This window comes from Stenotrophomonas muris (assembly GCF_052751275.1).
Genome location: NZ_CP199879.1, coordinates 317505 through 342133, shown reverse-complemented (window position 1 = coordinate 342133; position 24629 = coordinate 317505). Strand labels below are relative to the sequence as shown.

At 68.0% G+C, this 24629-nt stretch carries 23 protein-coding genes; 12 read left to right on the top strand and 11 right to left on the bottom strand.

Annotated elements, in window-relative coordinates:
- The first annotated feature begins 34 nt into the window (after nt 1-34).
- Nucleotides 35-2134: a glycosyltransferase gene (locus ACUVWL_RS01445; protein ID WP_142235270.1), complete on the top strand. Its 2100-nt coding sequence runs from the start codon at nt 35-37 to the stop codon at nt 2132-2134.
- Here the strand turns inward: ACUVWL_RS01445 and ACUVWL_RS01440 are convergent.
- Complete coding sequence (locus ACUVWL_RS01440; protein WP_049440314.1) at nt 2131-3696, bottom strand: hypothetical protein; 1566 nt, start codon at nt 3694-3696, stop codon at nt 2131-2133. The genes ACUVWL_RS01445 and ACUVWL_RS01440 overlap by 4 nt on opposite strands.
- A gap of 30 nt (nt 3697-3726) precedes the next feature.
- On the bottom strand, nt 3727-5883 hold the full coding sequence (locus ACUVWL_RS01435) for a RelA/SpoT family protein (RefSeq protein WP_032958977.1): 2157 nt from the start codon (nt 5881-5883) through the stop codon (nt 3727-3729).
- 130 nt (nt 5884-6013) lie between these two features.
- Between ACUVWL_RS01435 and ACUVWL_RS01430 the strand changes: the two genes are divergently transcribed.
- Nucleotides 6014-6538 (top strand): hypothetical protein, encoded by a 525-nt coding sequence (locus ACUVWL_RS01430; RefSeq protein WP_014648104.1) that lies wholly within the window; start codon nt 6014-6016, stop codon nt 6536-6538.
- A gap of 75 nt (nt 6539-6613) precedes the next feature.
- Here the strand turns inward: ACUVWL_RS01430 and hrpA are convergent, their stop codons facing one another.
- Entirely contained in the window at nt 6614-10696 is a 4083-nt protein-coding gene (gene hrpA, locus ACUVWL_RS01425) for an ATP-dependent RNA helicase HrpA (RefSeq protein ID WP_445978766.1), read from the bottom strand.
- An 86-nt stretch (nt 10697-10782) separates the two neighbouring features.
- Here hrpA and ACUVWL_RS01420 point away from each other — a divergent pair, with 86 nt between their 5' ends.
- The 6 genes from ACUVWL_RS01420 to ACUVWL_RS01395 all read left to right on the top strand — a co-directional run bounded on the left by ACUVWL_RS01420 (nt 10783) and on the right by ACUVWL_RS01395 (nt 17782).
- A complete protein-coding gene (locus ACUVWL_RS01420) occupies nt 10783-11331 on the top strand; it encodes a Dps family protein (protein ID WP_049440318.1) in 549 nt (182 codons plus the stop codon).
- Nucleotides 11332-11903: 572 nt separating this feature from the next.
- Nucleotides 11904-13709: a DNA helicase RecQ gene (gene recQ, locus ACUVWL_RS01415; RefSeq protein ID WP_032958973.1), complete on the top strand. Its 1806-nt coding sequence runs from the start codon at nt 11904-11906 to the stop codon at nt 13707-13709.
- Between the two features lie 204 nt (nt 13710-13913).
- On the top strand, nt 13914-14294 hold the full coding sequence (locus ACUVWL_RS01410; RefSeq protein ID WP_014648107.1) for a CopL family metal-binding regulatory protein: 381 nt from the start codon (nt 13914-13916) through the stop codon (nt 14292-14294).
- A gap of 75 nt (nt 14295-14369) precedes the next feature.
- Nucleotides 14370-16181 (top strand): copper resistance system multicopper oxidase, encoded by a 1812-nt coding sequence (locus ACUVWL_RS01405; protein WP_046432074.1) that lies wholly within the window; start codon nt 14370-14372, stop codon nt 16179-16181.
- Nucleotides 16178-17188 carry a copper resistance protein B gene (locus ACUVWL_RS01400; protein ID WP_445978765.1) on the top strand — a complete coding sequence of 337 codons (1011 nt, stop codon included), beginning with the start codon at nt 16178-16180 and terminating at the stop codon, nt 17186-17188. The genes ACUVWL_RS01405 and ACUVWL_RS01400 overlap by 4 nt, the downstream gene beginning before the upstream one ends.
- Before the next feature lie 81 nt (nt 17189-17269).
- Nucleotides 17270-17782: an N-acetyltransferase family protein gene (locus tag ACUVWL_RS01395; RefSeq protein ID WP_445978764.1), complete on the top strand. Its 513-nt coding sequence runs from the start codon at nt 17270-17272 to the stop codon at nt 17780-17782.
- A gap of 78 nt (nt 17783-17860) precedes the next feature.
- On the opposite strand, the gene ACUVWL_RS01390 is transcribed toward ACUVWL_RS01395, so the two are convergent.
- Entirely contained in the window at nt 17861-18166 is a 306-nt protein-coding gene (locus ACUVWL_RS01390; protein ID WP_046432080.1) for a TFIIB-type zinc ribbon-containing protein, read from the bottom strand.
- A 149-nt stretch (nt 18167-18315) separates the two neighbouring features.
- Here ACUVWL_RS01390 and ACUVWL_RS01385 point away from each other — a divergent pair, with 149 nt between their 5' ends.
- Entirely contained in the window at nt 18316-19083 is a 768-nt protein-coding gene (locus ACUVWL_RS01385; protein ID WP_111206109.1) for a CPBP family glutamic-type intramembrane protease, read from the top strand.
- A 92-nt stretch (nt 19084-19175) separates the two neighbouring features.
- Nucleotides 19176-19598 carry a response regulator gene (locus ACUVWL_RS01380; RefSeq protein WP_014648113.1) on the top strand — a complete coding sequence of 141 codons (423 nt, stop codon included), beginning with the start codon at nt 19176-19178 and terminating at the stop codon, nt 19596-19598.
- Between the two features lie 8 nt (nt 19599-19606).
- Here the strand turns inward: ACUVWL_RS01380 and ACUVWL_RS01375 are convergent, their stop codons facing one another.
- From ACUVWL_RS01375 to ACUVWL_RS01345, 7 genes are all read right to left on the bottom strand, one after another.
- Complete coding sequence (locus ACUVWL_RS01375) at nt 19607-20545, bottom strand: alpha/beta hydrolase (RefSeq protein WP_049440328.1); 939 nt, start codon at nt 20543-20545, stop codon at nt 19607-19609.
- Nucleotides 20546-20629: 84 nt separating this feature from the next.
- Nucleotides 20630-21493, bottom strand: coding sequence for an alpha/beta hydrolase (locus tag ACUVWL_RS01370; protein WP_445391854.1), 864 nt, complete (start codon nt 21491-21493; stop codon nt 20630-20632).
- Between the two features lie 49 nt (nt 21494-21542).
- Nucleotides 21543-22007: a lysozyme gene (locus tag ACUVWL_RS01365; protein WP_134809199.1), complete on the bottom strand. Its 465-nt coding sequence runs from the start codon at nt 22005-22007 to the stop codon at nt 21543-21545.
- Nucleotides 22008-22010: 3 nt separating this feature from the next.
- Nucleotides 22011-22547, bottom strand: coding sequence for a glycoside hydrolase family protein (locus tag ACUVWL_RS01360; RefSeq protein ID WP_014648117.1), 537 nt, complete (start codon nt 22545-22547; stop codon nt 22011-22013).
- Nucleotides 22544-22741: a hypothetical protein gene (locus tag ACUVWL_RS01355; RefSeq protein ID WP_014038210.1), complete on the bottom strand. Its 198-nt coding sequence runs from the start codon at nt 22739-22741 to the stop codon at nt 22544-22546. Before ACUVWL_RS01355 ends, ACUVWL_RS01360 begins: the two co-directional genes overlap by 4 nt.
- A gap of 125 nt (nt 22742-22866) precedes the next feature.
- Nucleotides 22867-23295, bottom strand: a complete 429-nt coding sequence (locus ACUVWL_RS01350) for a hypothetical protein (protein WP_014038211.1) — start codon at nt 23293-23295, stop codon at nt 22867-22869.
- Nucleotides 23285-23545, bottom strand: a complete 261-nt coding sequence (locus ACUVWL_RS01345) for a YdaS family helix-turn-helix protein (RefSeq protein WP_046432091.1) — start codon at nt 23543-23545, stop codon at nt 23285-23287. The genes ACUVWL_RS01350 and ACUVWL_RS01345 overlap by 11 nt, the downstream gene beginning before the upstream one ends.
- 85 nt (nt 23546-23630) lie before the next feature.
- Between ACUVWL_RS01345 and ACUVWL_RS01340 the strand changes: the two genes are divergently transcribed.
- Together ACUVWL_RS01340 and ACUVWL_RS01335 are read left to right on the top strand one after the other, a co-directional pair.
- Nucleotides 23631-24137, top strand: a complete 507-nt coding sequence (locus ACUVWL_RS01340) for a hypothetical protein (protein ID WP_041863715.1) — start codon at nt 23631-23633, stop codon at nt 24135-24137.
- Between the two features lie 88 nt (nt 24138-24225).
- Nucleotides 24226-24459 carry a hypothetical protein gene (locus ACUVWL_RS01335; protein WP_032958956.1) on the top strand — a complete coding sequence of 78 codons (234 nt, stop codon included), beginning with the start codon at nt 24226-24228 and terminating at the stop codon, nt 24457-24459.
- Nucleotides 24460-24629: the final 170 nt, after the last annotated feature.

Sequence of the window (24629 nt, the reverse complement as noted above, 5' to 3'; positions counted from 1 at the left end):
CGGGTTCCCCTGCTTAAGCTGGAGTTGCAACCGGATGGCGATGTCCCTGGCCGAGATCCGATACCTGATCAACCGCCTGTCGGGCCTGGCCCGCCGGAGCCTGGCAAGCCTGCGCACCCGTGGCTGGCGTGCCACCTGGCAACGCATCCGCGTGCATGCCCAGCGCGCCGTCCCCGCCCCGCGCACGCCACTGTTCCTGCCGCCAGCGCAGGATTTCGCCCCCTTCACGGTGCCGTTCAGCGAGTCGCCGGAGGTGAGCATCGTCATCCCGGTCTACAACCACGTCGCCCACACCGTGGCCTGCCTGCGCGCCCTGGCGGCGCACCCGCCGGCCGCCGCGTGCGAGATCCTGGTAGTGGATGACGGCAGCAGCGATGCCACCGTGCAGTGGATGCCGCAGGTGGCCGGGCTGCGCTATGAAGTGCGCGCGCACAACGGCGGCTTCATTGAAGCCTGCAATGACGGTGTATCGCGCGCACGCGGCCGCTACGTGGTACTGCTGAACAACGATACGGTGCCGCAGCCGGGCTGGCTCGACGCCCTGCTGGACACCTTCGGCAGCGTGCCCGACGCCGGCCTGGTCGGCAGCCAGCTGCTGTACCCGGATGGCCGCCTGCAGGAGTCGGGCGGGGTGATCTTCGCCGATGGCAGTGGCTGGAGCTACGGCCGCTTCGAGGCCGCCGATGATCCGCGCTTTGCCAGCCTGCGCGACGTCGACTACTGCTCGGGCGCGGCGCTGATGCTGCCACGCGCCCTCTGGCAGCAGCTGGACGGCTTCGACACCCGCTACAAGCCGGCCTACTACGAGGACACCGACCTGGCCTTCCGCGTGCGTGCACACGGCCTGCGCGTGCTGGTGCAGCCGGCCAGCCGGGTGATCCACGACGAAGGCACCAGCAACGGTACCGACACCGGCAGCGGGGTGAAGGCCTACCAGGTACGCAACCAGGCCATCTTCGCCGCCCGCTGGGCCACCGAACTTGGCCGTCATCCGGCGGTCGGCGAAGTGCCGTCTCCGGCGCTGCTGCTGCGCGGCCGGCGCCAGGTGCTGATCCTGGACGAGGAAGTACCGCAGCCGGATCGCGATTCCGGGTCACTGCGCCAGGTCAATCTGATCCGCCTGCTGCTGCAGGGCGGCGCCCACGTTGTGTTCGTACCGACCCGGCGCGAGCACGCCGGTGCGGCCACCGAAGCGCTGCAACGGATGGGCGTGGAAGTCTGGTACGCGCCCTTCCTGGACGGCGTAGCCGGCTGGCTGCGCAGCCACGGATCGCGTTTCGACGTGGCAATGCTGGTGCGTCACCACGTCGCCCACGAATGCCTGCCGCTGCTCAAGCGCTATGCACCGCAGGCACGGACCGTGTTCGACACCGTTGACCTGCACTACCTGCGCGAACGCCGCGGTGCCGAAGTCGCCGGCGACGCAACCCTGCTGCGTGCAGCGGAACGTACCCGCAGCAGCGAACTGGCCGTGATGGAGCAGTGCGACATCACCGTGCTGGTCAGTGCGGCCGAACGGGAGCAGCTGCAGTCCGATGCGCCGCAGGTGCGGGTGGAGCTGATCTCCAACCTGCATGAGGTCGCCGGTGCCGGCGCCGTATTCGAGCAGCGGCGCGACCTGGTGTTTGTCGGTGGCTTCCGTCATCCGCCGAACCTGGACGGCATGGAATGGTTCATCGGCGAGGTCTTTGCCCGCATCCGCGCCCGGTTGCCGGAAGTGCGCCTGCACTGCATCGGCGCCGCGGCGCCGGAGTCGCTGCTGGCACTGGCCGCACGCCAGCCCGGTGTGCAGATGCACGGGTTCGTCGAAGACATCACGCCCTACATGGACGGCGCGCGCATCGCCATTGCGCCGCTGCGGTTCGGCGCCGGCGTGAAGGGCAAGATCAACCTGAGCATGGCCCATGGCCAGCCGGTGGTCGGTACCACCTGCGCCGTGGAAGGCATGCACCTGCATCCCGGCCAGGACGTGCTGGTGGCCGATGACGCTGTCGGTTTCGCCGATGCGGTGATCCGCCTGTACCAGGATCCACAGCTGTGGCAGCAGTTGTCCGATGCCGGCCTGGCCAACGTCGCCCAGCATTTCTCACTTGATGCCGCCCGCTCGACCGTGCAGCGGGTGTTCTTCGCCTAGTCCGCCCGTCCACCGGCGCGACGCAGGCGGTCTTCGAACGCCGGCAGTTCGGCCAGGTCCGGTTGCAGCAACCGCGCCTGTTCGGCAGCGTGCGCGGCAAAGGCCAGGTCGCCATTGCCGAGCCGTTCGCTGCCGATCGCCAGCCAGCGCTGGGCCAACCGCAGCCGCGCCGAGGGCAGGCCCGCTGCGGTCGGTGACAGCGTCTGCCAGGCCTGCAGGCAGGCACCCGCCGCCTGTACCCGGTTCTGCCGCAGATTGTCGTCGAAGCAGCGGCGACTGGCGGGCAGCAGGCGTGCTGCGGCAGCCTTCACCCGCGTGTCGCGGGGGGCCAGTGACTGGGCTTCGCGCAGTGCGTCGAACGCGCTGTGCCCCGGTGGGCTGATCCACTGCCCTGCACGTTCGGCACGCTCGATCTTGCGCAGGTGGTCGCGCAGCTGGCGTTCGCGCTGCGCCGTACTGATCGCGGGCTGCTGCAGGGCCTGTTGCGCCTGGCGCGCACGCTGCAGGCGCTGTGCCAGTTGTTGCCGGATTGCCTGCGAAGCGCCCAGCTCCGCCGCCAGGGCTGCATCGCGTTGCGCCGCATCGAACTGGAAGTCGTCGGCGGATGTCTGGCTGCGCGCCACCACCGCCTGCAGCGCCTGCTCACGCCCCCGCTGGGCATTGGGATCATCGGCCGCCACCGCAAGCACTGCCAGGAAACCCTGGGCCGCGGCGTCCAGCTGCTGTCGTTGCAGTGCCCGCTGCGCCTGCTGCAGGCGCTGGTCCACCGCGCGCGCCAGGGCTTCCTCGCTGGCCGGCAGATCGGCATGACCGGCATCGAACTGGCGGGCACGACGCAGGATCGCGGCCGCCTCGGCCAGCTCTCCGCGCCCTGCCAGCGTGCGCGCCTGCAGCAGCAGGTCGCTCAGCGCATCTTCGCGCCCTTCCAGCGCCGGCAGGTTGTCCGGCTGCAGGGCAAGGATGCGCTGGAACAAGGGCAACGCACTGCTGTCGCCATCATCCAGGCGTCCGGCCGCGAACGCGTTGCGCGCCTGGGCCAACAACGCACCAATACCGGCTCCGGCACTGCGTCGCGCCTGCAGCTGGCGGGCGACCGCATCGGCTTCGCCCTGCGGCACCTGCAGCTCACGGGCCAGTGCCAGTGCCTGCGCGCTGCCGTCCAGGTCACCGGCGTGCAGGCGATCGCGCGCCTGTTGCAGCGCTGCCGCGCCGGTATTGGCCAGGCCCTGGCGCGCCTGCGGGCGATCACCGTCCAGCGCCAGCACCGCCTGGTAGCGCTCGCGCGCACCACTGCCATCGGCATCGCTCAAACGACCGGCGGCCAGCGCACGATCCCCCTCGGCCAGCAGCTGTTCGATCTGCGGCTCATCCCAGAACCAGTCGGCCAGCGGCTTGCGCAGCAGGACCAGCAGCACGAACACGGCCAGCGCCGCAAGCAGCGCCCAGCGCCAGACCCGGCGCGCATGGCGTGCCTGCAGCCACCACCAGCGACCCTCGCGACGGACGCGGTCCAGCGCAGGATGTTCAGCGCCATGCGGGCGATGCGGGGGCTCGCGTTCCATGCGTGCAGGGTAGCCGGGGCAGCGTGAAGCTCAGCCGAGGCGACGTGCCTCGCTCACGCCCGGCAGCGCATCAAGCTTGCCCAGCAGCGTCGACAACTGCCCGTAGTCGCTGACCTTCAGCCGCAGCCGCAGATGGGCACGGCCACTGTTGCGCACGTTGTCACTGTGGATGTCGAGCACGTAAGCGTCTTCCTGGGCGATCAGGTTGGTGATGTCCTTCAGCAGCCAGCGGCGGTCGACCGCGTCGACCACCACGTCCACTTCGTAGCCGCCACCGGCCTGGCCCCACTCCACCGGCAGGATGCGCTGCGGGCTGGCGGCGGCCAGCCGGGCCAGCGCGGCGCAGTCTGCACGATGCACAGTGACACCACGGCTACGGGTCAGGTAGCCGACGATCGGCTCGCCGGCCACCGGCTGGCAGCAGCGTGCCAGCTGCACCAGCAGGTTGCCCACGCCCTGCACGGTGAACTTGGACTTGCCCAGGTTCTCGCGGCGCGCGGTCGGCCGCGGCAGGGTCGGCGCGGGCGCGGGCTGGCTGGCGGCACGTTCCGCCTCCAGCAACGTCCGGCTGACCTGGTTCGGGCCGGTATCGCCCAGCGCCACCTGGATGTACAGGTCATCGACGCTGTCGGCATGGAACTTCTTGGCCGCGACGGCCAGGTCCGAGTGCTGCAGGCCCAGCCGCTTCAGCTCGCGCTCGAGCAGCTCGCGACCGGCCTGCACGTTGCGCGCGCGGTCCAGCTTGTGGAACCAGCTGCGCACCTTCTCGCGCGAGCGGTTGCTGGCCAGGAAGCCATTGGCCGGCATCAGCCAGTCGCGGCGCGGGTCGGCCTCCTTGCCGGTCAGGATCTCGACGCGGTCGCCACTGCGCAGGCGATAGGTCAGCGGCACGATACGGCCGTTGACCTTGGCGCCGCGGCAGCGGTGCCCGACCATGGTGTGCACCTGGTAGGCGAAATCGAGCGGCGTAGCGCCCTGCGGCAGGTCCAGCACCTCGTCCTTCGGGCTCAGCGCATAGACCCGGTCCTCGGTCAGCTCGGCATCGAGCGCCCCGGCCAGTTCATTGCCCTGCCCGTCCTGCGCCTGCTCCAGCAGCTGGCGCATCCAGGTGATCTTGCGATCGAAGGACTTCTCCGCGCCCTTGCCGCCTTCCTTGTACTTCCAGTGCGCGGCCACGCCCAGCTCGGCCTGCGAGTGCATTTCATGGGTACGGATCTGCACTTCGATGGTGCGCCCTTCCGGGCCGACCACGGCGGTATGCAGCGAGCGATAGTCGTTGGCCTTCGGGCGTGCGATGTAATCATCGAACTCGCTTGGTACCGGCGCCCACAGCGCGTGCACCACGCCCAGCGCGGCGTAGCAGGCGGCGACGTCGTCGACCATTACGCGCACCGCACGGATGTCATACAGCTGGTCGAAGGCCAGCCGCTTCTTCTGCATCTTCCGCCAGATGCTGTAGATGTGCTTCGGGCGGCCGCTGACTTCGGCCTTGATGCCCTGGGCGACCAGCTCGCGCGACAGCACCTTCTTGACGTTCTCGACGTAACGCTCGCGGGCGATGCGGGTTTCGTCCACCTCGCGGGCGATGCGGCGGTAGGTTTCCGGTTCCAGGTGGCGGAACGCCAGGTCCTCCAGCTCCCACTTCAGCTGCCAGATGCCCAGGCGGTTGGCCAGGGGCGCGTGGATGTCGCGGGTCAGCTGGGCCAGCGCGCGGCGTTGCTCGTCGTCCAGCTTGTCGGCCGCGCGCATCCTCGCGAGCTGGCGCGCCAGCAGGATCGGCACCACGCGCAGGTCGCGGATGATCGCCAGCAGCAGCCGGCGCAGGCCCTCGCTGTTGCGTCCGGCCTCACGGCCGGCGTGCAGCGCCCACACCGGGTCGGCGGCATCCTGGCCGTCGAGCAGGCCGATCACCGCCGCCTGGTGGCTGCCCAGCGGCAGCTGGTCCAGGCTGGCGCGCAGGCCCGGCAGGTCGAACAGCAATGCTGCCACCACCGCGCCTTCGTCGGCCGAGAGCATCGCCAGCGCATCGAGGGTATCGCCCAGCACCGACCAGGTGGCACGCATCTGGTGGTCGCAATCCGGCGCTTCCCAATGCTCGCGCAGGGCCTGGCGCAGCGGAGCAGGCAGCACCGCTGCCGAGGGACGGTTCAACAAGGCATCCAGGCCAGGGACGGAAGCGCGGTTCACAGCATCGAGCAGGCAAGACAGAGGCCCCTACACTAGCGCCGGCGCCGTTCAGGGACAATCACTGCGGCCACCATCACCCGGCATGAAGACATGCCGCTACACTCGCCAACACATCCAGGAGAGACCCGCCATGCCTTCGATTGCCCTGCGCGTCCGTCCACGGCTGCTGGCCTGTGCCGCCGTGTTGCTGTCCCTGTCCGCGCCTGCGCTGGCCCAGCGCGTGGTGGAGGGCGACCTGCAGCAGCAGATGTCGCCCACCGAGTTCAAGGCCGCCGGCCTGGACAAGCTCAGCGCCGCTGAACTGGCCACGCTCAACCGCTGGCTGCAGGGCAAGGTCGAGGCGGCCACCACCCAGGCCGTCGCCGCAGCGCGCGAAGAAGGCCGCCAGGAAGTGATCAAGAAGAACCGCGGCTTCCTGGACTTCGGCAGCAGCGAACCGATCGAAAGCACCCTGCAGGGCGAATTCCGTGGCTTCGGCCAGGGCCGCCGCTACGTGCTGCAGAACGGCCAGGAGTGGGAGCAGATAGACGCCACGCACTATTCCGGTGGCCGCAAGGAAGCGCCGAACGTCAGCATGCGCCCGGGCGTGATGGGCGCCTGGTACATGAAGGTGGACGGGGTGAACGTGCAACCGAAGGTTCGTCGCACCAAGTAACGCCCGGGCATTCCGGCCGTGCCGGATCCATGCCCGGCGGCCATGGTCGCCCGATGGGGCGACCATGGCGCGCATTCACGCCTGGCGAAGTGCAGCCACCCGCTGCGCCAGCTTCTTCGCCGAAATGCCGGTGCGTGCCCCCAGCTCCTGCGCGAACAACGACACCCGCAGCTCTTCCAGATCCCAACGCAGCGCCTGCCATTGCGGGCGATCACGCAGGCCCTGCTGCTCGCCCGCTTCCAGCGCCTCCAGGAACGGGTGCAATTCCAGCATGCGCGCCTGGTCACGCGGCGGATCACGCTTGGCACGCTCGGTGCGCAGGATCATCGCCTTCAGGTAGCGCGGGTACTGCGCCAGCGCGTCGGCCGGCGTGTCGCGCAGGAAGCCGGGGTGGATCAGCCCGGCCAGCTGCGCTTCCATGTCGTCCAGGTTGCCACGCGCCCAGCCCATCAACGGCGCCTCCAGCAACGGCTTCAGTTCCGCCACCAGCGCCAGGATGGACTCGGCCAGTTTCAGCCGCGACATCGCCTCGCCGAACAGGGCCTTGGCCGCATGCTCGCGGCGTTGCTCGAAGGCTGCCGCATCGCGGATGTCTTCCAGGCCTTCGGCCAGCACCGCGTTCATCGCCGCATCCACCAGGTCTCCACGCAGGCGTTCCTGCGATTCGATCGCGGCATACAGCAGGCCGGTCTTGGCACCCACCGGCAGCTGCTTGCGCGCCTGCTTGACCTTCTCGGCCAGGGCAATCTCCAGCAGCCGGCGCACACCCAGCGGGTGGGCCTCCTGCGCCTGCTGGCGATCGGCGAAGATGCGCAGCGCCACGCTGTCGCCCTCGTCCAGCAGCGCCGGATAGGCCGGGACGCCGGCTTCACCGGGCACCTGCAGCGGAATCGGCGCGGCCGGGAACGTGCGCAGGCCATCGGCCGCCATCTCGCGGCCCGCGCGTGCAGCGAAGGCATCGCCGGCACGGCCGCCGAATTTCGCGCGCAACGCATCGAGATCACGCGAGGTCGCCAGCACCTTGCCGTGCTCGTCGCGCAGGCGCAGGTTCATGTGCAGGTGCGGTTCGATCGAAGCGGGTTCGAAATCGAGCGCCGTCACCGTCGCGCCGGTGGCACGTGACAAAAAGCGCGCCAGTTCGCCAGTGATGGCATCGGCGCTGGGCTGCGGGAATGCCTCGAAGAACGCACGACCGAAGTCCGGCGCCGGCACGTAGTTGCGGCGCATCGCCTTGGGCAGGCTGCGGATGAGTGCCGAGGCCTTGTCGGCGACGAAGCCAGGCGCCAGCCAGCCCAGCTGCACCGGGTCCAGCGCGTTGAGCAGGTGCAGCGGCACGTCCAGGGTCACGCCGTCATCATCGGCACCCGGCTCGAAGCGGTAGTGCAGTGGCAGGCGCGCCTGGCCCAGTGGCAGGTACTTCGGGTAGCGCTCCTGTTCGCTGCCCTCACCCGGCAACAGGTCGACCAGTGACCAGTGCAGGGTCTTGCGCTGTTCCGGCGCCAGCCCCTTCCACCAGGTATCCAGCCCTGCGGCCGAATGGATCTGCGGCGGCACCCGGTCCAGGTACCAGCGCGCCTGCCAGTCCTCGTCGGCCACGATGCCGGCGCGGCGCAGCTTCGCTTCCTCCTCGCGGGCGACCTCCAGCACTTTCTGGTTGTCGGCCACGAAGCTGGCGCGGGTGTTGATCTCGCCGGTCACCAGCGCCTGGCGCACGAAGATGTCGTGCGCCTCGCCCGGTGCGATGCGGCCGTAGTGCACCGGCTTCTTCGGTGCCAGCACCAGGCCGAACAGGCTGATCTGCTCGGAGGCCAGCACCTGGCCCTGCGCGCGCGACCAGTGCGGGTCGAAGTGCTTGCGCAGCAGCAGGTGCGGCAGTTCGGCGATGACCCAGTCCGGCTCGATCGCGGCCAGGGTCATGCCCCAGACCTTCTGCGTGTCCAGCAGGTTGGCCACCAGCAACCACGGCGGCGGGCGCTTGGACAGCGCCGAACCGGGGAACGGCAGGAAACGGCGCTGGCGTGGCGCCTGGAAATCGCCCTTCTCGGTGCGGTGCCCGATCTGCGTCGGCAGGCCCGCCACCAACGCCCGGTGCAGGGTCTGGTAGGCAGCCGCGCGCACGCGTTCGCTGAAGCCGCCGCCCGCCGGTGCCTGCTCCTTCTGTGCACGTACGGCCACCGGCGTCGGCGCCGCTTCGGCCTTGCCTTCGCGGGCCAGGCGTGCAGCGCGGTGTAGCTGGCCACGGGTGGCCTTCACTGCGGCGGCATCATCACGCGCTGCCGCCGGCGCACTGCTGCCGGCCAGCAACGGCGCCATCGACGCCTCGTTGGCCTCTTCCTTCCAGCCCAGTTCCTCGCACAGCAGCCGCAGCTGGCGGTGCAGCTCGCGCCACTCGCGCATGCGCAGGAAGCCGAGGAAATGACGGCCGCACCAGTCGCGCAGCTTGGACTGGGTCAGGTCTTCATGGGCCTGCCGGTAGGCATCCCACAGGCGCAGCACGCCAACGAACTCGGAACGACCATCGGCGAACTGCGCATGCGCGCTGTCGGCGGCACCGCGTGCTTCGGGCGGACGTTCGCGCGGGTCCTGGATGCCCAGGAACGAGGCGATCACCAGCATCGGCCGCAGGCAGCCGGCGGCCTGCGCGGCGACCAGCATGCGCGCCAGCTTCACGTCCACCGGCAGGCGTGCCATCTGCTTGCCGATGGTGGTCATGCGCCGCTCGGCGTCGATCGCACCCAGTTCGGTCAGCTGCTGCCAGCCATCGGCCACCGCACGCTCGTCCGGCGCTTCCAGGAACGGAAACTCCTCGATGCGGCCCAGGCCCAGCTGCAGCATGCGCAGGATCACCCCGGCCAGGCTGGAGCGGCGGATTTCCGGATCGGTGAACTCCGGCCGCGCCTGGAAATCGGCTTCGGCGTACAGGCGGTAACAGATGCCCTCGGCGATACGGCCGCAGCGGCCCTTGCGCTGGTTGGCGCTGGCCTGCGAGATCGGCTCGATGTGCAGGCGGTCCAGCTTGTTGCGCGGACTGTAGCGCTTGACGCGGGCAAAGCCCGGATCGACCACGTAGCGGATGCGCGGCACCGTCAGCGAGGTCTCCGCGACGTTGGTGGCCAGCACGATGCGCCGGTTCGGCCCGGGATTGAACACCCGGTCCTGGTCCTGGTTGGACAGCCGCGCATAGAGCGGCAGCACCTCGGTGTTGCGGTACTTGCGGCGCTCCAGCGACTGGTGCGCATCGCGGATCTCGCGTTCGCCCGGCAGGAAGATCAGCACGTCGCCGCGCGCATCCAGGCGGGTGATCTCGTCGATGGCCGACACGATGGCGTCGTTGACGGTGCGTTCGCCCTGGTCTTCGCCCTCGCCTTCCAGCGCGCGATAGCGCACTTCCACCGGGTAGGTGCGGCCTTCGACGCTGATCACCGGCGCATTGTCGAAATGCTGGGCGAAGCGTTCGGTATCGATGGTGGCCGAGGTGACGATCAGTTTCAGGTCCGGGCGCCTGCGCAGCAGCTGCTTCAGGTAGCCCAGCAGGAAATCGATGTTGAGGCTGCGTTCGTGCGCCTCGTCGACGATGATCGTGTCGTAGTTCGACAACCAGCGGTCACTGGCGATCTCCGCCAGCAGGATGCCGTCGGTCATGAACTTGATGCGGCTGTCGTCGCTGACCTTGTCGTTGAAGCGCACCTGGTAGCCGACCAGCTGGCCCAGTTCGCTCTGCAGTTCCTGCGCCACGCGGCTTGCCACCGCACGTGCGGCAATCCGTCGCGGCTGGGTGCAACCGATCATGCCGGCCTGGCCACGGCCTGCGGCCAGGCACAGTTTCGGCAGCTGGGTGGTCTTGCCCGAGCCGGTTTCACCAGCGATCACCACCACCTGATGGTCGCGGATCAGCCCGATGATGGCGTCGGCTTCACGCGCAATCGGCAGCTGCGGGTCCAGAGTAATGGACGGCTGCTGCTGCGCCCGGACCTGCCGGCGCTGCACCGACGCCTGCAAGGCCTGCTCGAAGGTAGCGGCCAACGCCGCATCCTGTGGCTTGGCCTGGCAACGCGAGAGCATCCCCAGCAAACGGCCCCGGTCGCGGCTCATGGCGCCGTCGATGGCGGCGCGCTGTTGGCGCAGGCGGGACGATGGATTTTTATCGATAGAGTTCATCAATCGGTTCGTTCAAAACTTTGATAGCGACCAGTCATCACGACCGGTTTATTGTGAAGGCCAACGATTCCACAAGGAGGAACCCCATGGCGAAGACCAAGAGCACGACCAAGGCCAAGACCGGCAAGCAGAAGCTTGCAGCGGCGGCACCGTCGGCGCCGAACATCGATATCGGGATCACCCAGGGCGACCGCAAGAAGATCGCCGACGGTCTGTCGCGCTTCCAGGCCGATGCGTTCACGCTCTACCTGAAGACGCACAACTTCCACTGGAACGTGACCGGGTCGATGTTCAACTCGCTGCACACCATGTTCGAGACGCAGTACACCGAGCAGTGGGCGGCACTGGACGACGTGGCCGAGCGCATCCGCGCGCTGGGCTTCAATGCCCCGGGCTCCTACCGGGAATTCGCTGCGCTGACCTCGATCGCCGAGGAACCGGGCCTGACCGACAGCGCGGACTGGCGTGAAATGGTACGCCAGTTGGTGGTCGCCAACGAAGCAGTCTGCCGTACGGCACGTGAAGTGCTGGAGGTGGCGGCCAAGGGAGAGGACGCCCCGACCGAGGATCTGATGACCCAGCGGCTGCAGACCCACGAGAAGTACGCCTGGATGCTGCGCTCGCTGCTGCAGTAAGAGTTGGGGGGCCCGGCAGGGCTGCGCCCTGCACCCGCAGAGGCCTTAAAGCCAAGGCCAGAGCCAGAGCAAAAGCTGGCCTCCTGTGGGTAGGCGGGATGGGTCCGGTGGCAGGGGACGCCGTAAACCCGTCCTTGGGGGCTTGGCCGCGGCATCCATGCCGCGGACACCCCTGCCACCGGACCCACCCCGCCTTCGACAGATTTCCGCGATCTGCCGGCAAAGCCATTGGGGTCAGATCCGTTTTCCCCAGGAAAACGGTTCTGACCCCATTTTGTTTGTCGAGTTCTGACAGTTTTCATCCACGCATGGCGTGGATTGATCTGGCCCCCCGTCACCGGGAAACTGTCGGGGGTGGGGCGGTGTGGGCTTGCAGGACCGTTGGCGCCATGGATGGCGCCATCGAGCCCCCAAGGGCGGGTTTACGGCGTGTCCTGCAAGCCCACACCGCCCCGCCCAATAAGCAGACAGCCCAGAGCCGGCTGTTGCCTTTGACGTTGCACTGGCTTGCAGCAGGTGCAGGGCGCAGCCCTGCCGAACCCCTACCCCTCCCTCCGGGGTAAACTAACCGGATGGCTTCCCGTCCCGCGCACGACCTGCTCCAACGCGTCTTTGGTTACGACGATTTCCGTGGTCCGCAGCAGGACATCGTGGAGCATGTGGCTGCCGGTCACGATGCCCTGGTGCTGATGCCCACCGGCGGCGGCAAATCGCTGTGCTACCAGGTCCCGGCCCTGCTGCGTGACGGTTGCGGCATCGTCATCTCGCCGCTGATCGCGCTGATGCAGGACCAGGTCGAAGCCCTGCGCCAGCTCGGCGTGCGCGCCGAGTACCTGAATTCCACCCTGGATGCCGAGACTGCCGGCCGCGTCGAGCGCGAACTGCTCGCCGGTGAGCTGGACATGCTCTATGTCGCTCCCGAGCGGCTGCTGACCGGTCGCTTCCTGTCGCTGCTGTCGCGCAGCCAGATCGCCCTGTTCGCCATCGACGAAGCACACTGCGTGTCGCAGTGGGGCCACGACTTCCGCCCGGAATACCGCCAGCTGACCGTGCTGCACGAGCGCTGGCCGCAGATCCCGAGGATCGCGCTGACCGCCACCGCCGATCCGCCAACCCAGCGCGAGATCGCCGAGCGCCTGGATCTGCAGGAAGCACGCCACTTCGTCAGCTCCTTCGACCGCCCCAACATCCGCTACACCGTGGTGCAGAAGGACAACGCCCGCAAGCAGCTGACCGACTTCCTGCGCAGCCACCGCGGCGAGGCCGGCATCGTCTACTGCATGTCGCGGCGCAAGGTCGAGGAGACCGCTGAATTCCTCTGCGGCCAGGGCTTCAACGCCCTGCCCTACCACGCCGGCCTGCCGCCGGACGTGCGCGCGAACAACCAGCGCCGCTTCCTGCGCGAGGACGGCATCGTGATGTGCGCCACCATCGCCTTCGGCATGGGCATCGACAAGCCGGACGTGCGCTTTGTCGCGCATACCGACCTGCCCAAGTCGATGGAAGGCTACTACCAGGAAACCGGCCGCGCCGGTCGCGATGGCGAGGCCGCCGAGGCCTGGCTGTGCTACGGCCTGGGCGACGTGGTGCTGCTCAAGCAGATGATCGAGCAGTCCGAGGCCGGCGAAGAGCGCAAGCAGCTGGAGCGGGCCAAGCTCGACCATCTGCTGGGCTACTGCGAATCCATGCAGTGCCGCCGCCAGGTGCTGCTGGCCGGTTTCGGCGAGACCTACCCCCAGCCCTGCGGCAACTGCGACAACTGCCTGACACCGCCGGCCTCGTGGGACGCGACCATTCCGGCACAGAAGGCGCTGAGCTGCGTCTACCGCAGCGGCCAGCGCTTCGGCGTCGGCCACCTGATCGACATCCTGCGTGGCAGCGAGAACGAGAAGGTGAAGCAGCAGGGCCACGACAAGCTCAGCACCTATGCGATCGGTCGCGATCTGGATGCGCGCACCTGGCGCAGCGTGTTCCGCCAGCTGGTCGCCGCCAGCCTGCTGGAAGTGGACAGCGAGGGCCACGGCGGCCTGCGCCTGACCGACGCCAGCCGCGACGTACTGACCGGCCGCCGACAGATCAGCATGCGCCGCGACCCGGCCAGCAGCACCAGCGGGCGCGAGCGCAGTGCGCAGCGTACCGGGCTGTCGGTACTGCCGCAGGATCTGGCGCTGTTCAACGCCCTGCGCGGCCTGCGTGCCGAACTGGCCCGCGAACAGAACGTGCCGGCGTTCGTGATCTTCCACGACAGCACCCTGCGCAACATCGCCGAACAGCGCCCGACCAGCCTGGATGCACTGGCACGGGTCGGCGGCATCGGCGGCACCAAGCTGAGCCGTTACGGCCCGCGCCTGGTCGAGATCGTGCGCGAAGAGGGCTGACGGTATCGCGTTGCCGCGCTGCGCGGCCGCCGGGCATGGTCCCAACGGCGCGCGGGCGCCCCTGTAGAGCCGAGCCCACGCTCGGCTGCCCCTGCGCGAACAGCAGCCGAGCGCGGGCCCGGCTCCACCTTGGTGCAGCTCCAACCTTGAACCGGCCATTCAGCCGGAAGTGCATCCGCGCCCGCTTGCGGCTAGATTAGCGCCATGTCCCTGGCCTCGACCCTGCTTCGTGTCGTGCTCATGCTCAGCCTGTTGCTCAACGGGCTGAACGCGGCCATGGCCAGCGGTCATGAAGAAATGGGGCGGATGGCACACGCCGTCGCGGCCGCCGCAGCTGGCGGTGACGCCGACTGCCACCACGCCGGCATGCAGGCCGACCCGGCCCCGCAGGCCAAGGCCCCCGCCCACGACGCCCACTGCCAGATCAAGGACTGCGTGCGCAGCTGTGCCCAGCACCCGTTGCTGGTGGTGCAGCCGTTGCCGTTCATGGCCGGCCCGGCGTTGTCGCTGGCACCACAGCCGATGCCGGCCACCGGCCGTCCGGCGCCGCCGCTGCCGCCGATCTCACGCCCTCCCATCGGCTGATTCCACATGCACCGTGCGCCCTGCGCACCGTAGCCGGCCACCTGCCGGCGTCTTTACGTGTCTGGAGTCACCACCATGAATACCCGCATTCCCCCCGGTCCGGGCGCCGTGCCCATGCCGTCGCGCCGCCTGTTCGTGCAGGGCCTGGCCGCCGGCGGCGTGGTTGCCGGCATCGCCGCCGTCGGCGTACCACAGCGCGCGCTCGCCGCCGCCACGGCCACCCCGCGCCTGGCCGGCGCCCCAGCCGTGCTCAGCGACACCCGCATCGAACTGGCCATCGGCGAATCACTGGCCAACTTCACCGGCCGCACCCGCCCGGCGATCACCGTCAATGGATCGCTGCCGGCGCCGATCCTGCGCTGGCGCGAAGGCCAGACCGTGGACCTGTTCGTGCGCAACACGCTGGAACGCCACCCGACCTCGATCCACTGGCACGGCATCCTGCTGCCGGCCAACATGGACGGCGTGCCCGGCCTGAGCTTCAACGGCATCGGCCCCGGCGAGACCTACCACTACCACTTCCAGCTGAAGCAGTCGGGTACCTACTGGTACCACAGCCACTCGATGTTCCAGGAGCAGGCCGGCCTGTACGGCGCGCTGATCATCGATCCGGCCGAACCGGCGCCGTACCGGCACGACCGCGAGCACGTGATCATGCTGTCCGACTGGACCGACATGGATCCGGGTGCGCTGTTCCGGCGCATGAAGAAGCTCGCCGAGCATGACAACTACTACAAGCGCACCCTGCCCGACTTCCTGCGTGACGTGAAGCGCGGGGGCTGGTCAGCCGCGCTGTCCGACCGTGGCATGTGGGGGCGGATGCGGATGACGCCGACCGACATCTCCGACATCAACGCCCACACCTACACCTACCTGATGAACGGCACCGCCCCGGCCGGCAACTGGACCGGGCTGTTCCGCAGCGGCGAGAAGGTGCTGCTGCGTTTCATCAATGGCGCCTCGATGACCTACTTCGATGTGCGCATTCCCGGCCTGAAGATGACCGTGGTCGCCGCCGATGGCCAGTACATCCATCCGGTCAGCATCGATGAGTTCCGCATCGCTCCCGCCGAAACCTACGATGTGCTGGTCGAGCCCACCGGCCAGGACGCGTTTACCATCTTCTGCCAGGACATGGGCCGCACCGGCTTCGCCGCCGGCACGCTGGCGGTACGCCATGGCCTGCAGGCGCCGATCCCTGCACGCGACCCGCGCCCGTTGCTGACCATGAGCGACATGGGGCATGACATGGGCGGTGGCGGTCATGGCGGGCACGACATGACCGCGATGAAGGGCATGGAAGGCGGCTGCGGCGCCAGCATGGGCCACGGTGCGCATGGCGGCGGTGATGCCGCCAGCAAGGCGCCAAAGCACCCGCCCAGCGAGCGCAACAACCCGCTGGTGGACATGCAGAGCTCGGCGACCGAACCGAAGCTGGACGACCCCGGCATCGGCCTGCGCGACAACGGCCGCCAGGTGCTGACCTATGGCGCGATGCGCAGCCTGTTCGAGGACCCCGATGGCCGCGAGCCCAGCCGTGAGATCGAACTGCACCTGACCGGGCACATGGAGAAATTCTCCTGGTCGTTCGATGGCATTCCGTTCGCCAGCGCCGAACCGCTGCGGCTGAACTACGGCGAGCGCATGCGCATCGTGCTGGTCAACGACACCATGATGCAGCACCCGATCCACCTGCATGGCGTGTGGAGCGATCTGGAGAACGCGCAGGAGGAATTCCAGGTGCGCAAGCACACCATCGACATGCCGCCCGGCACCCGCCGCAGCTACCGCGTGCGCGCCGATGCGCTCGGCCGCTGGGCCTACCACTGCCATCTGCTGTACCACATGGAAGCGGGCATGATGCGCGAAGTGAGGATCGAAGAATGAGCCGCTCACTGCTTTCCCCCAGCCTGCTGGCCCTGGGCCTGGCCGCCGCATTGCCGGTGTTCGCGCAGTCGCACGCCGGGCATGACGTGGCCGCGATGGATCCGCCCGCAAAGACCGCCAACGCGCCGGTCGAACAGGCCGATCATTCGAAGATGGATCATTCGAAGATGGATTCGGGCGCCACAGATCATGCCGGCATGGATCACTCGAAGATGGACCATGGCGCGATGCAACCGGCGGCGATGGACCATTCGCAGATGGACCACGGGGCAATGGGCCATGCCACGCCCGCGCCCACCGAACCGCGCGACCCCATCCCGGTGCCGTCCGATGCCGATCGTGCCGCTGCATTCCCACCGATCGCGCACGGCGCGATGGAGCATGCGCCGGAGATCAACAGCCTGCTGCTGATCGACCGCCTCGAACATTGGGACGGCAAGGGCAGCAACGGCCAGGCCTGGGAGGCCACCGGCTGGATCGGTGGCAACATCAACCGCCTGTGGCTGCGCACCGATGGCGAACGCAGCCGCGGCCGCACCGAGTCATCGTCGCTGGAAGCACTGTATGGCCGCAGCGTGTCGCCGTGGTGGGACGTGCTGGTCGGCGTGCGCCAGGACTTCCGCCCGGCCGACTCGCGCACGTGGGCGGCCATCGGTATCCAGGGGCTGGCACCGTACAAGTTCGAGAGCTCGGCCACGCTGTATATGGGTTCCGGCGGCCAGGTGCTGGCCAAGGCCGAGGTCGAGTACGACGTGCTGCTGACCAACCGCCTGATCCTGCAGCCGCTGCTGGAAGCCACCGTCGCTGCCAGGGATGAACCGGAGTACGGCATTGGTCGCGGACTGAACAAGGTCGAAGCCGGGCTGCGCCTGCGCTATGAGTTCAGCCGCCGTTTTGCGCCATACATCGGCATCAGCCACGAGCGCACGTTTGGCGACACCGCCGACTACGCCGGTGACCACGCGCGCGACACACGCTGGGTGGCCGGCGTGCGCATGTGGTTCTGAGCAGCGGCTCGTGCGCAATGGCCAGCCCCGGCAGCCGCCGGGGCCGGCTACACTGCGCCACGTTCCAGTGCAGGCACCGCCATGTCGTTGCAGATCCGCCGCGCCACCCTTGCCGATGTCGATGCCCTGTCGGCGATCGCCGTCACCACCTACACCGAAACCTGGGGCGACTCGTACCCCGCGCAGGAGCTGCATGATTTCCTGCAGGCGCACTACAGCAGCGAACCGCAGCGCACTGAACTGTCCGACCCACGCAGTGCCATCTGGCTGCTGATGGAGGGCGACGCCGTGGTCGGCTACCTGGCCGCCGGTGCCAACACCCTGCCGCATGCCGATGCACGCGAGGGCGACATCGAACTGAAGCGGTTCTACATCCTGGCCGCACACCAGAACGGCGGCCATGGTGCACGCCTGATGGACGCGTTCATGGCCTGGCTGGACCAGCCGCGGCGCCGCACCCTGTGGGTGGGCGTATGGGAAGAAAACTTCGGCGCGCAGCGCTTCTACGCGCGCTATGGCTGCAGCAAGGTCGGCGAGTACGACTTCATCGTCGGTGATACCCACGACCGCGAGTTCATCCTGCGGCGGCCATGATCATGCAGCCCATGTAGCGTCGAGCCATGCTTGGCCAGGGTCTGCAATATCCAGTCGAGCATGGCTCGACGCTACAAACTAGAAATCGAACAGTTCCGACAGGAAGCTGTCCTTCTTCTTTTTCTTGTAGCCCTGGCCCCGGTTGTCCTCGTAGCGCTGGCCGAGGTGGCGGGTATCACGGTGCATCACCGGTGGCGGCGACGCCGGCTGAGCCAGCACGGGCGCTGGCGGCGGTACGGCCGCACCGGCGCCTGCGCGCTCGATGATCTTGTCCAGCTCACCACGATCCAGCCACACGCCGCGGCAACTTGGGCAGTAATCGATCTCGATGCCGTGGCGTTCGGCCATCTGCAGCGTCTGGGTCTTGCACACGGGGCACAGCATCGGTATTGCTCCTGTCGGTCTGGTTTCGACTGTACCTGCACCGCGATGACTGTGCGGCAACGCGTGACCGATGGCACAGGGACTTCCGGCGCGTGCCCACATGCGTACCGCGCGGCACACTGCGCCCTTGTCCCGCAGGGAATGCGTACATGACCGTGTTGTCCCGCTTGCCCACCACCGCGCGCCTGTTGCTGGTGCTGCTGGGTGTCGGCCTTGGCCTGAACCTGCGGGATATCGCCGCGGCCATCGGCACACCGGTTCCCGCACTGCCCATCCCCTATGGCGGCAGCCTGTTGGACAACGCGCTGGCGGTACTGGTGGCACTGCTGCTGGCCGCGCTGCTGCGGCCCCGTGACATGGGCCTGATGGCCAGCTTGGGACTGCGCGGAAACGGCTGGGGCGGCCCGTTGTGGGTGCTGCTGGCCAGCCTGCCCTGCTGGCTGGGACTGGCGCTGCTCGGAACTCCGAACACGGCACTGACTGCGCTGGATGCCACGATGCTGGCCGCGCTGTTCCCGCTGGCCGAGGAAGTGCTGTTCCGTGGCCTCGGCTTCGTGCTGCTGGTGAAGATCGTGCGCGGTCCGTGGCCGTTGCTCGCGCTGCCGCAGGCACTGCTGTTCGGCATGGTGCACTGGCTCGGCTTCGGCGGGTTCGACGGCGGCGGCATCGCACTGTTCATTGGCGCGGTGATCGCGCTGGGCGGCTTCATCTTCGCCTGGCTCGACCACCTCGACGGCGACACCCTGTGGTGCGGCCTGGTCCTGCATGTTTCGATGAACCTTGCCTGGAATGTGTTCAGCCTCGATGACGCCATCGCATTGGGTTGGCAGGCCACCGGCCTGCGCATCGGCACCGCCCTGCTCGCAGTGGTGGTGCTGGCCTGGCACGTGCGGCTCAGGCGCCAGAGAGGCCTGTAACGCCCGCTTAGCTTGCCGTGCACGTCGGGATCACTACCGGCTTGCGCATACTTGCGCGCCTTTTCACCGTTGCTGTCCGGAGTTGTCGCGTCATGTTGCTGTCCAAGCGCCACGTTGAACCCCGCGTCCTGCTCATCGAGGACGCCGAGGAAACCCGCGAGCTGAGCCGACTGGCGCTGGAAAGCCAGGCCTGCCACGTAGTGGGCGTGAGCTCTGCCGAAGCGGCGCTGGGCCTGCTGGCGGCCGGTGAGCGTTTCGACCTGCTGTTCACCGACGTCAATCTGGGTGCGATCAGTGGCATTGAAGCCGCCAACCGGGTCCGCAGCCTGTATCCCCAGCTGCCGATCCTGGTGACGTCGGGCATGGACCAGCACCAGGTGCTGCCGCAGCTGCGCGACGGCATCCATTTCCTGCCCAAACCCTACAACATGAGCGAGCTGCTCGACGCCATCCGGCTGTGCTTCCGGCACGCCGATGTGGGCGTATTGACCGGGCCGGACGCACAGGCGGCCTGAGGCACTCATCAACCGCTGCTGTACGGCCCGGTACCCGGGAACACCTTCAGCAGCGCGCGGGTGATCATGTCCGGGTAGACGGTGAAATGGTCCTCGCCGTCGATCACCATGTTCTCCACCTTCAATGATCGCCCGCTGCTGCGCAGCTGCTCGGCGAACTCGGCGTTGTGGCGCAGCATGTCGTTGCGGGTGAAATAGCGCGGCTCCGGCTTGACCGTTTCGAAGCTGCCGATCGACAGCACCACCGTGGTCGGCTGCGCAGGCGCCTTGGCTTCGGCCAGCATGCGCGGCACCCGATGGTTGTCGAACCACAGCGACGGGCTGGACAGGATGTAGCTGCGGAACATGTCCGGGCGCGTGGTCAGCACGTAGGCGCCGAACAGGCCGCCATAGGAATGACCGGCATAGGCTCGCCGCGCCGGATCGGTGCGGTAGCGCGCATCGATCAGCGGCAGTACGCGCTCGGCGAGGAAGTCGCGGTAATGCGCGGCGCCGCCGTAGCTGACGTCGTCGCTGTAGTCACGCGGATCGGTGCGCGCCGGATCGCTCGGCGTGTAATCCCGCGAGCGGCTCTGCCTGGAGGTCAGGCCTTCCTGCGGCGGCAGCCCGACCAGGATGAAATCCTCGATGTTGACGCCCTTCTGCCCGACCAGGTTGCGCACGCTGCGCACCAGCGGGAAGCTGTACAGCGCATCGGTCACGTACAGCACCGGATAGTGCTTTTCCGGATGTGCGGCGTAGTCGGCCGGCAACGCCACCCAGATCGGGTAATCGCGTCCCACCGGGTCGTGCACGCGCAGCGCCTCGGTATCCGGCAGCACCACGCCCTGCGCGGCGGTGGCCGCGCTTTCCTTCGCTTCATCCAGAGTTGCCGGTGGCGCCACCGACATCGCACAGCCCCCCATGGCCAGGCAGGCCGCCACACTCCATCCACGCACACGCTGCATCCACACTCTCCCGTTGCGGGCGACGTACCCGGGTGGCGTCGCTACCGCATCCTCACACGTCGCGCGGCGCCGCGCCACGCGCGGTCAGGGCGAGGCCGGCGGCGGCGCCGGGAACAGTGTGCGCAGCGCCTGCAATGCGGCCGGGTGGTAGACGGTCGCGTGGGTTTCCTCCGGCAGCGGCAGGTACTTCACCAGCGGCGACGGCGAGGCCTGCTGCAGCAGCGCGGCCAGTCGTGCCGTGGAGGCGGCCAGTTCCGGTTGCCCGCTGCTGGCCAGGAATACGTGCGGCTGTGCACGCGTCACCGCCGGCAGCTGCCGGGATGCTCCGGCCAGCATCGCACCACGGTTCCACCACAGGCTGGGGTCCAGCGCGATATAGCTGTTGAACAGCGTCGGCTCCTGCAGCAGCGTCTCGACCACGAACAGGCCAGCCAGCGACTCACCGATCAGCGCACGCTCGTCTGTGGTCGGGTAGCGCTGGCGTACCTGCGGCATCAGTTCATCGCGCAGGAAGCTGCGGTAGGCCGCCGAGCCACCGATGCGTGGCGCGATCTTCTGGTCCTGCGGGTCGCTGCTGGGGCCGGTCATGTCGCGGCGGCGCTCGGTATTCTCGATGCCGACCAGCAGGAACGGACGCATGCTGCCATTGCCGGTCAGCACCTGCACCAGCCCTGCCACATGCAGGAAATCCTCGCCGATGCCGCCATCGGCCATGTACAGCACCGGCAGCGGCGCCTTCGGATCCAGGCCCCAGGGCTGCGGACGATAGACATTGATGCGGCGGGTCTCGCCCAGTGCCTTCGACTGCACGGTGAAGGTCTCGCCGATGACCAGTGGTGCGGCCGCAGCGGTCGATGCCGGCGGTGCTTCCGGCACGGTGGGAACAGCTGCGAGGCCCGGCCCTGCGGCGGCCAGCAGGATCAGGGCGGAGAGAGCGACGACGCGCATGCGAACTTCCATTTTCGAGAGGACGGCCAGCATAACTGCGCCGGCGCCCTCAACGGCGATCCAGTTCGATCACGGCCTGGCAGGCACGGAGCTGGTCGTCGGCATCGCGTCCGATTCGAACAAGCGCTGCCGCAACCTCTGCTCGTAACTGGGCGCCCGCATCACGTTCGCCGGTGCGGGCGGCGGCTTCGGACAGACGGCCGGTATGGCACGCGGCGAGGTCGTCGCGCAGGCGGAGAGTGCCAGCGCGCAGGGCAGCCACCACATCGGCATCCACCTCGGCCGCGCGCTCACGATCCTGTTCATGTTGTTCCCCCAGTGAGGCCATCGCCTCGCTCCGTTCTTCCTGATCCCGGCGCAACCGCCGTTCGGACTGCACCGCGCCGGCCTGTTGCTCCGCATCGGCACGCGCCATCGCGAGGTCGCTGCGATCACCGCGCCAACGCCAGCCAGTCATGAACATCAGCAACGACCACAGCAGCAGCGACGCCATCACCACCAGCATGCGCGGCATGGGTCACTGCTCCGCCAGACAACGCGCATGGCGCTGCTGCTGGCGCTCCCACACTCCCCAGCACACGGTGTTGGGGCGGCCGTCGATGCGGGTTGAACAGTCGTAGCCCCCTGCCCGCCTCCACAGCAGCAAGGCATCGCAGGCCTGGTGATACTCACCCTGCAGCAGATGCCGGCGCATCGACGACGCGCGCCAGTTGCCAATGCCGTACTGGTAGAGGAAATCGACATAGACGTCGTACTCGCCCTGGCTGAGCGCCACACCGGGCAGCGACGCGCGGAACTGCCCTTCCTCCCTGGCCAGATGAGCCTGCACGGCATGCAGCGCGCGTACCGGCGTGGTGCGGTCGCCCAGCCTCACCGGCGTGCCATCCTCGCGAACGGTCGAGCCGAAGCCATAGGTGGGTCGGTCATTGCGCGTGGGCACCACTGCGGCGTCGGTGTATCCCTCGCGGTCAACGATGGCGATCAGGCCCGCAGCACTCAGCGCAAGCGCGGCGACCAGGCTGCGTACCGGCAATGTACTGCCGGGCCGGCTCATTCGCGCTCCCTGCGGCGCCATTCGCGCAGCCAGCGCCAGCCCAGATAGGCAATCTGCGCCGCCAGGTAGATGATGGTGAGGACCACGACCAGGCGGTCCAGGGTGATGCCGGCTGCAAGCGCACCGGCGACGGTAACCGGCGGCGCCGACTTGATGGCCGCCGCGCCGGCCGTGCTGATGATTTCTTCTTTCATGATGGGTCCTGGAGGGAATGCAGGCCGCGTCGCATCGACGTGGCCCGAAGAGGTGCCCGCCCCGCTGCCGGCTCGGCACGAGGGTTGTTCCGGTCGGGAGGCGGGCGGAAGATCGGTTCCGCCGCTCATGCGGCCTGGGCGATGCCCTCCATCCAGCCACGTACGCGCTGGAAGCCAAGTTCGACCAGGTTGAGGTAATGCCGGTTGGATACCGGCCGCTGCCCGCTGTTGGCCAGCAGCAGATTCGCCGTTTCGAATCGTTCGACCTTGCGTCGGCCACGCCCGCAGTAGTAGCCGCGCAGCGCACAGGCCATCGCCACGTTGTCACGCGCGACCGCCGTGATGATGTCTTCGATCTGCTGCGCCAGCTGATCGGTTTCCAGAGGCTTGTAGCCCTGGGCCCGCCCCGGCATGTCACCACGATGCTCGATCAGCACCGCCAGCAGGTTGCGCGACTGGAAGCCGAGGTATTCGCAGTCGCGATGCAGCGCATATTCGCCGCCCCAGTGCTCCAGGCGGCTGCGGACATACTCACCGAACGTATCAAGCTGCATGGGTGGCTTCTCCTTTGACGGGCGACGGGGTCGGACCGAACACATCCGGGCGCAGGGATTCGCGGCGCACGGCGCCCGCAGTGGCCAGCTCGATGCGCCGGCACAGGCGCGCGCCGGGCAGCTTGTGGCCGCGGGCGATCATGTAGAGGGTCCGCAGCGCGCAGCCGGTCTGGTGGGCCAGGCGGCGCATGACGGGACAGCTGGGGGTGCCGTAGCCCCCTTGGGAGATGGCGTAGTCGATGAGGTTCATGGGCCACACATTACTGCCACGGTAATGGATAGTCAATACCGTTTTGGTCATTTGCTGGATTGGTAATGCAGCGCACCATCTACAGATGGACGCCAGTACCGCTCGCACCCTCAACATGCGCCTCCGCGTGGCCGCCGCCGGCGGCCCGGCCGAGTGGGCCCGCCTGTACGGTGGCACCCGCTGGGCCCAGCCCCAGGTCAGCCAGTGGATTTCCGAGAGCAACCCGAAGAGCATCGGCCATCGGCTTGCGCGCGATCTTGAATCAGTGATGCAGCTTCCACATGGAACGCTGGATCGCGTCGATCAGGACGGAGACGTGTCGCTTCAGTCTCAATCTACGGGACTGGATTTCGAGAAAATGAGCGCTGCGGTCAAGGTGCTTTCGCACTACCTGGAGCTGGTCGGCGATCCACCGGAATGGATCTACGATCCCGTGCTGCTGGAGACCGCATTCATGGTCGTGGACGAGTTCGGTCAGCCCTCTGCACCGGACAATGTGCTCGACCTGACGAAGCTTCTGGCAAGACGGATCAGGGAGGCAAAGGATGACTCACACGCGACTCGAGGAGCTCGCACAGCGGTTGGCCGCTAGGACCCAGGAACTGCGCGGCGAGCGCACCCCGGCGCCGGCATTGCGGGTGGTGGCGGGAGACGCACATGGGGTCCGCGGGGAGAGGCGCATGGACGCGATCATGCGCGAGTGGCATTGCCGCATGATCCGCAACGTACGCCGACGCTGGGGCGAACCCATGCAGCATGTGATCGATCAGGCATGTTGCGGTGTGGTCAACATCGAGCAGCTCGCCGACGACGCACTGATCCAGTTGCACAAGGACATGGAGCGCGCGGAGGAGTGCATCCGCGAGGGCATTTCCTTCCACGATGCCGGGCTGTTGCGCGCGCATTACGGCTGACAGCGTCCCTGGCCGGCCGGAAACGGCCGGTTCTGATGAGATCAATTACCTGAAATTACCAATATTTTTACCTTAAAGGTAATTTTTTAAGGTGAGCGACGCGGGGGCAGCAGCGACGGAAGCGGGTGCGCGGAGCGCCGCTTCCCCGCACCCGCTGGCAGCGGGCGCCG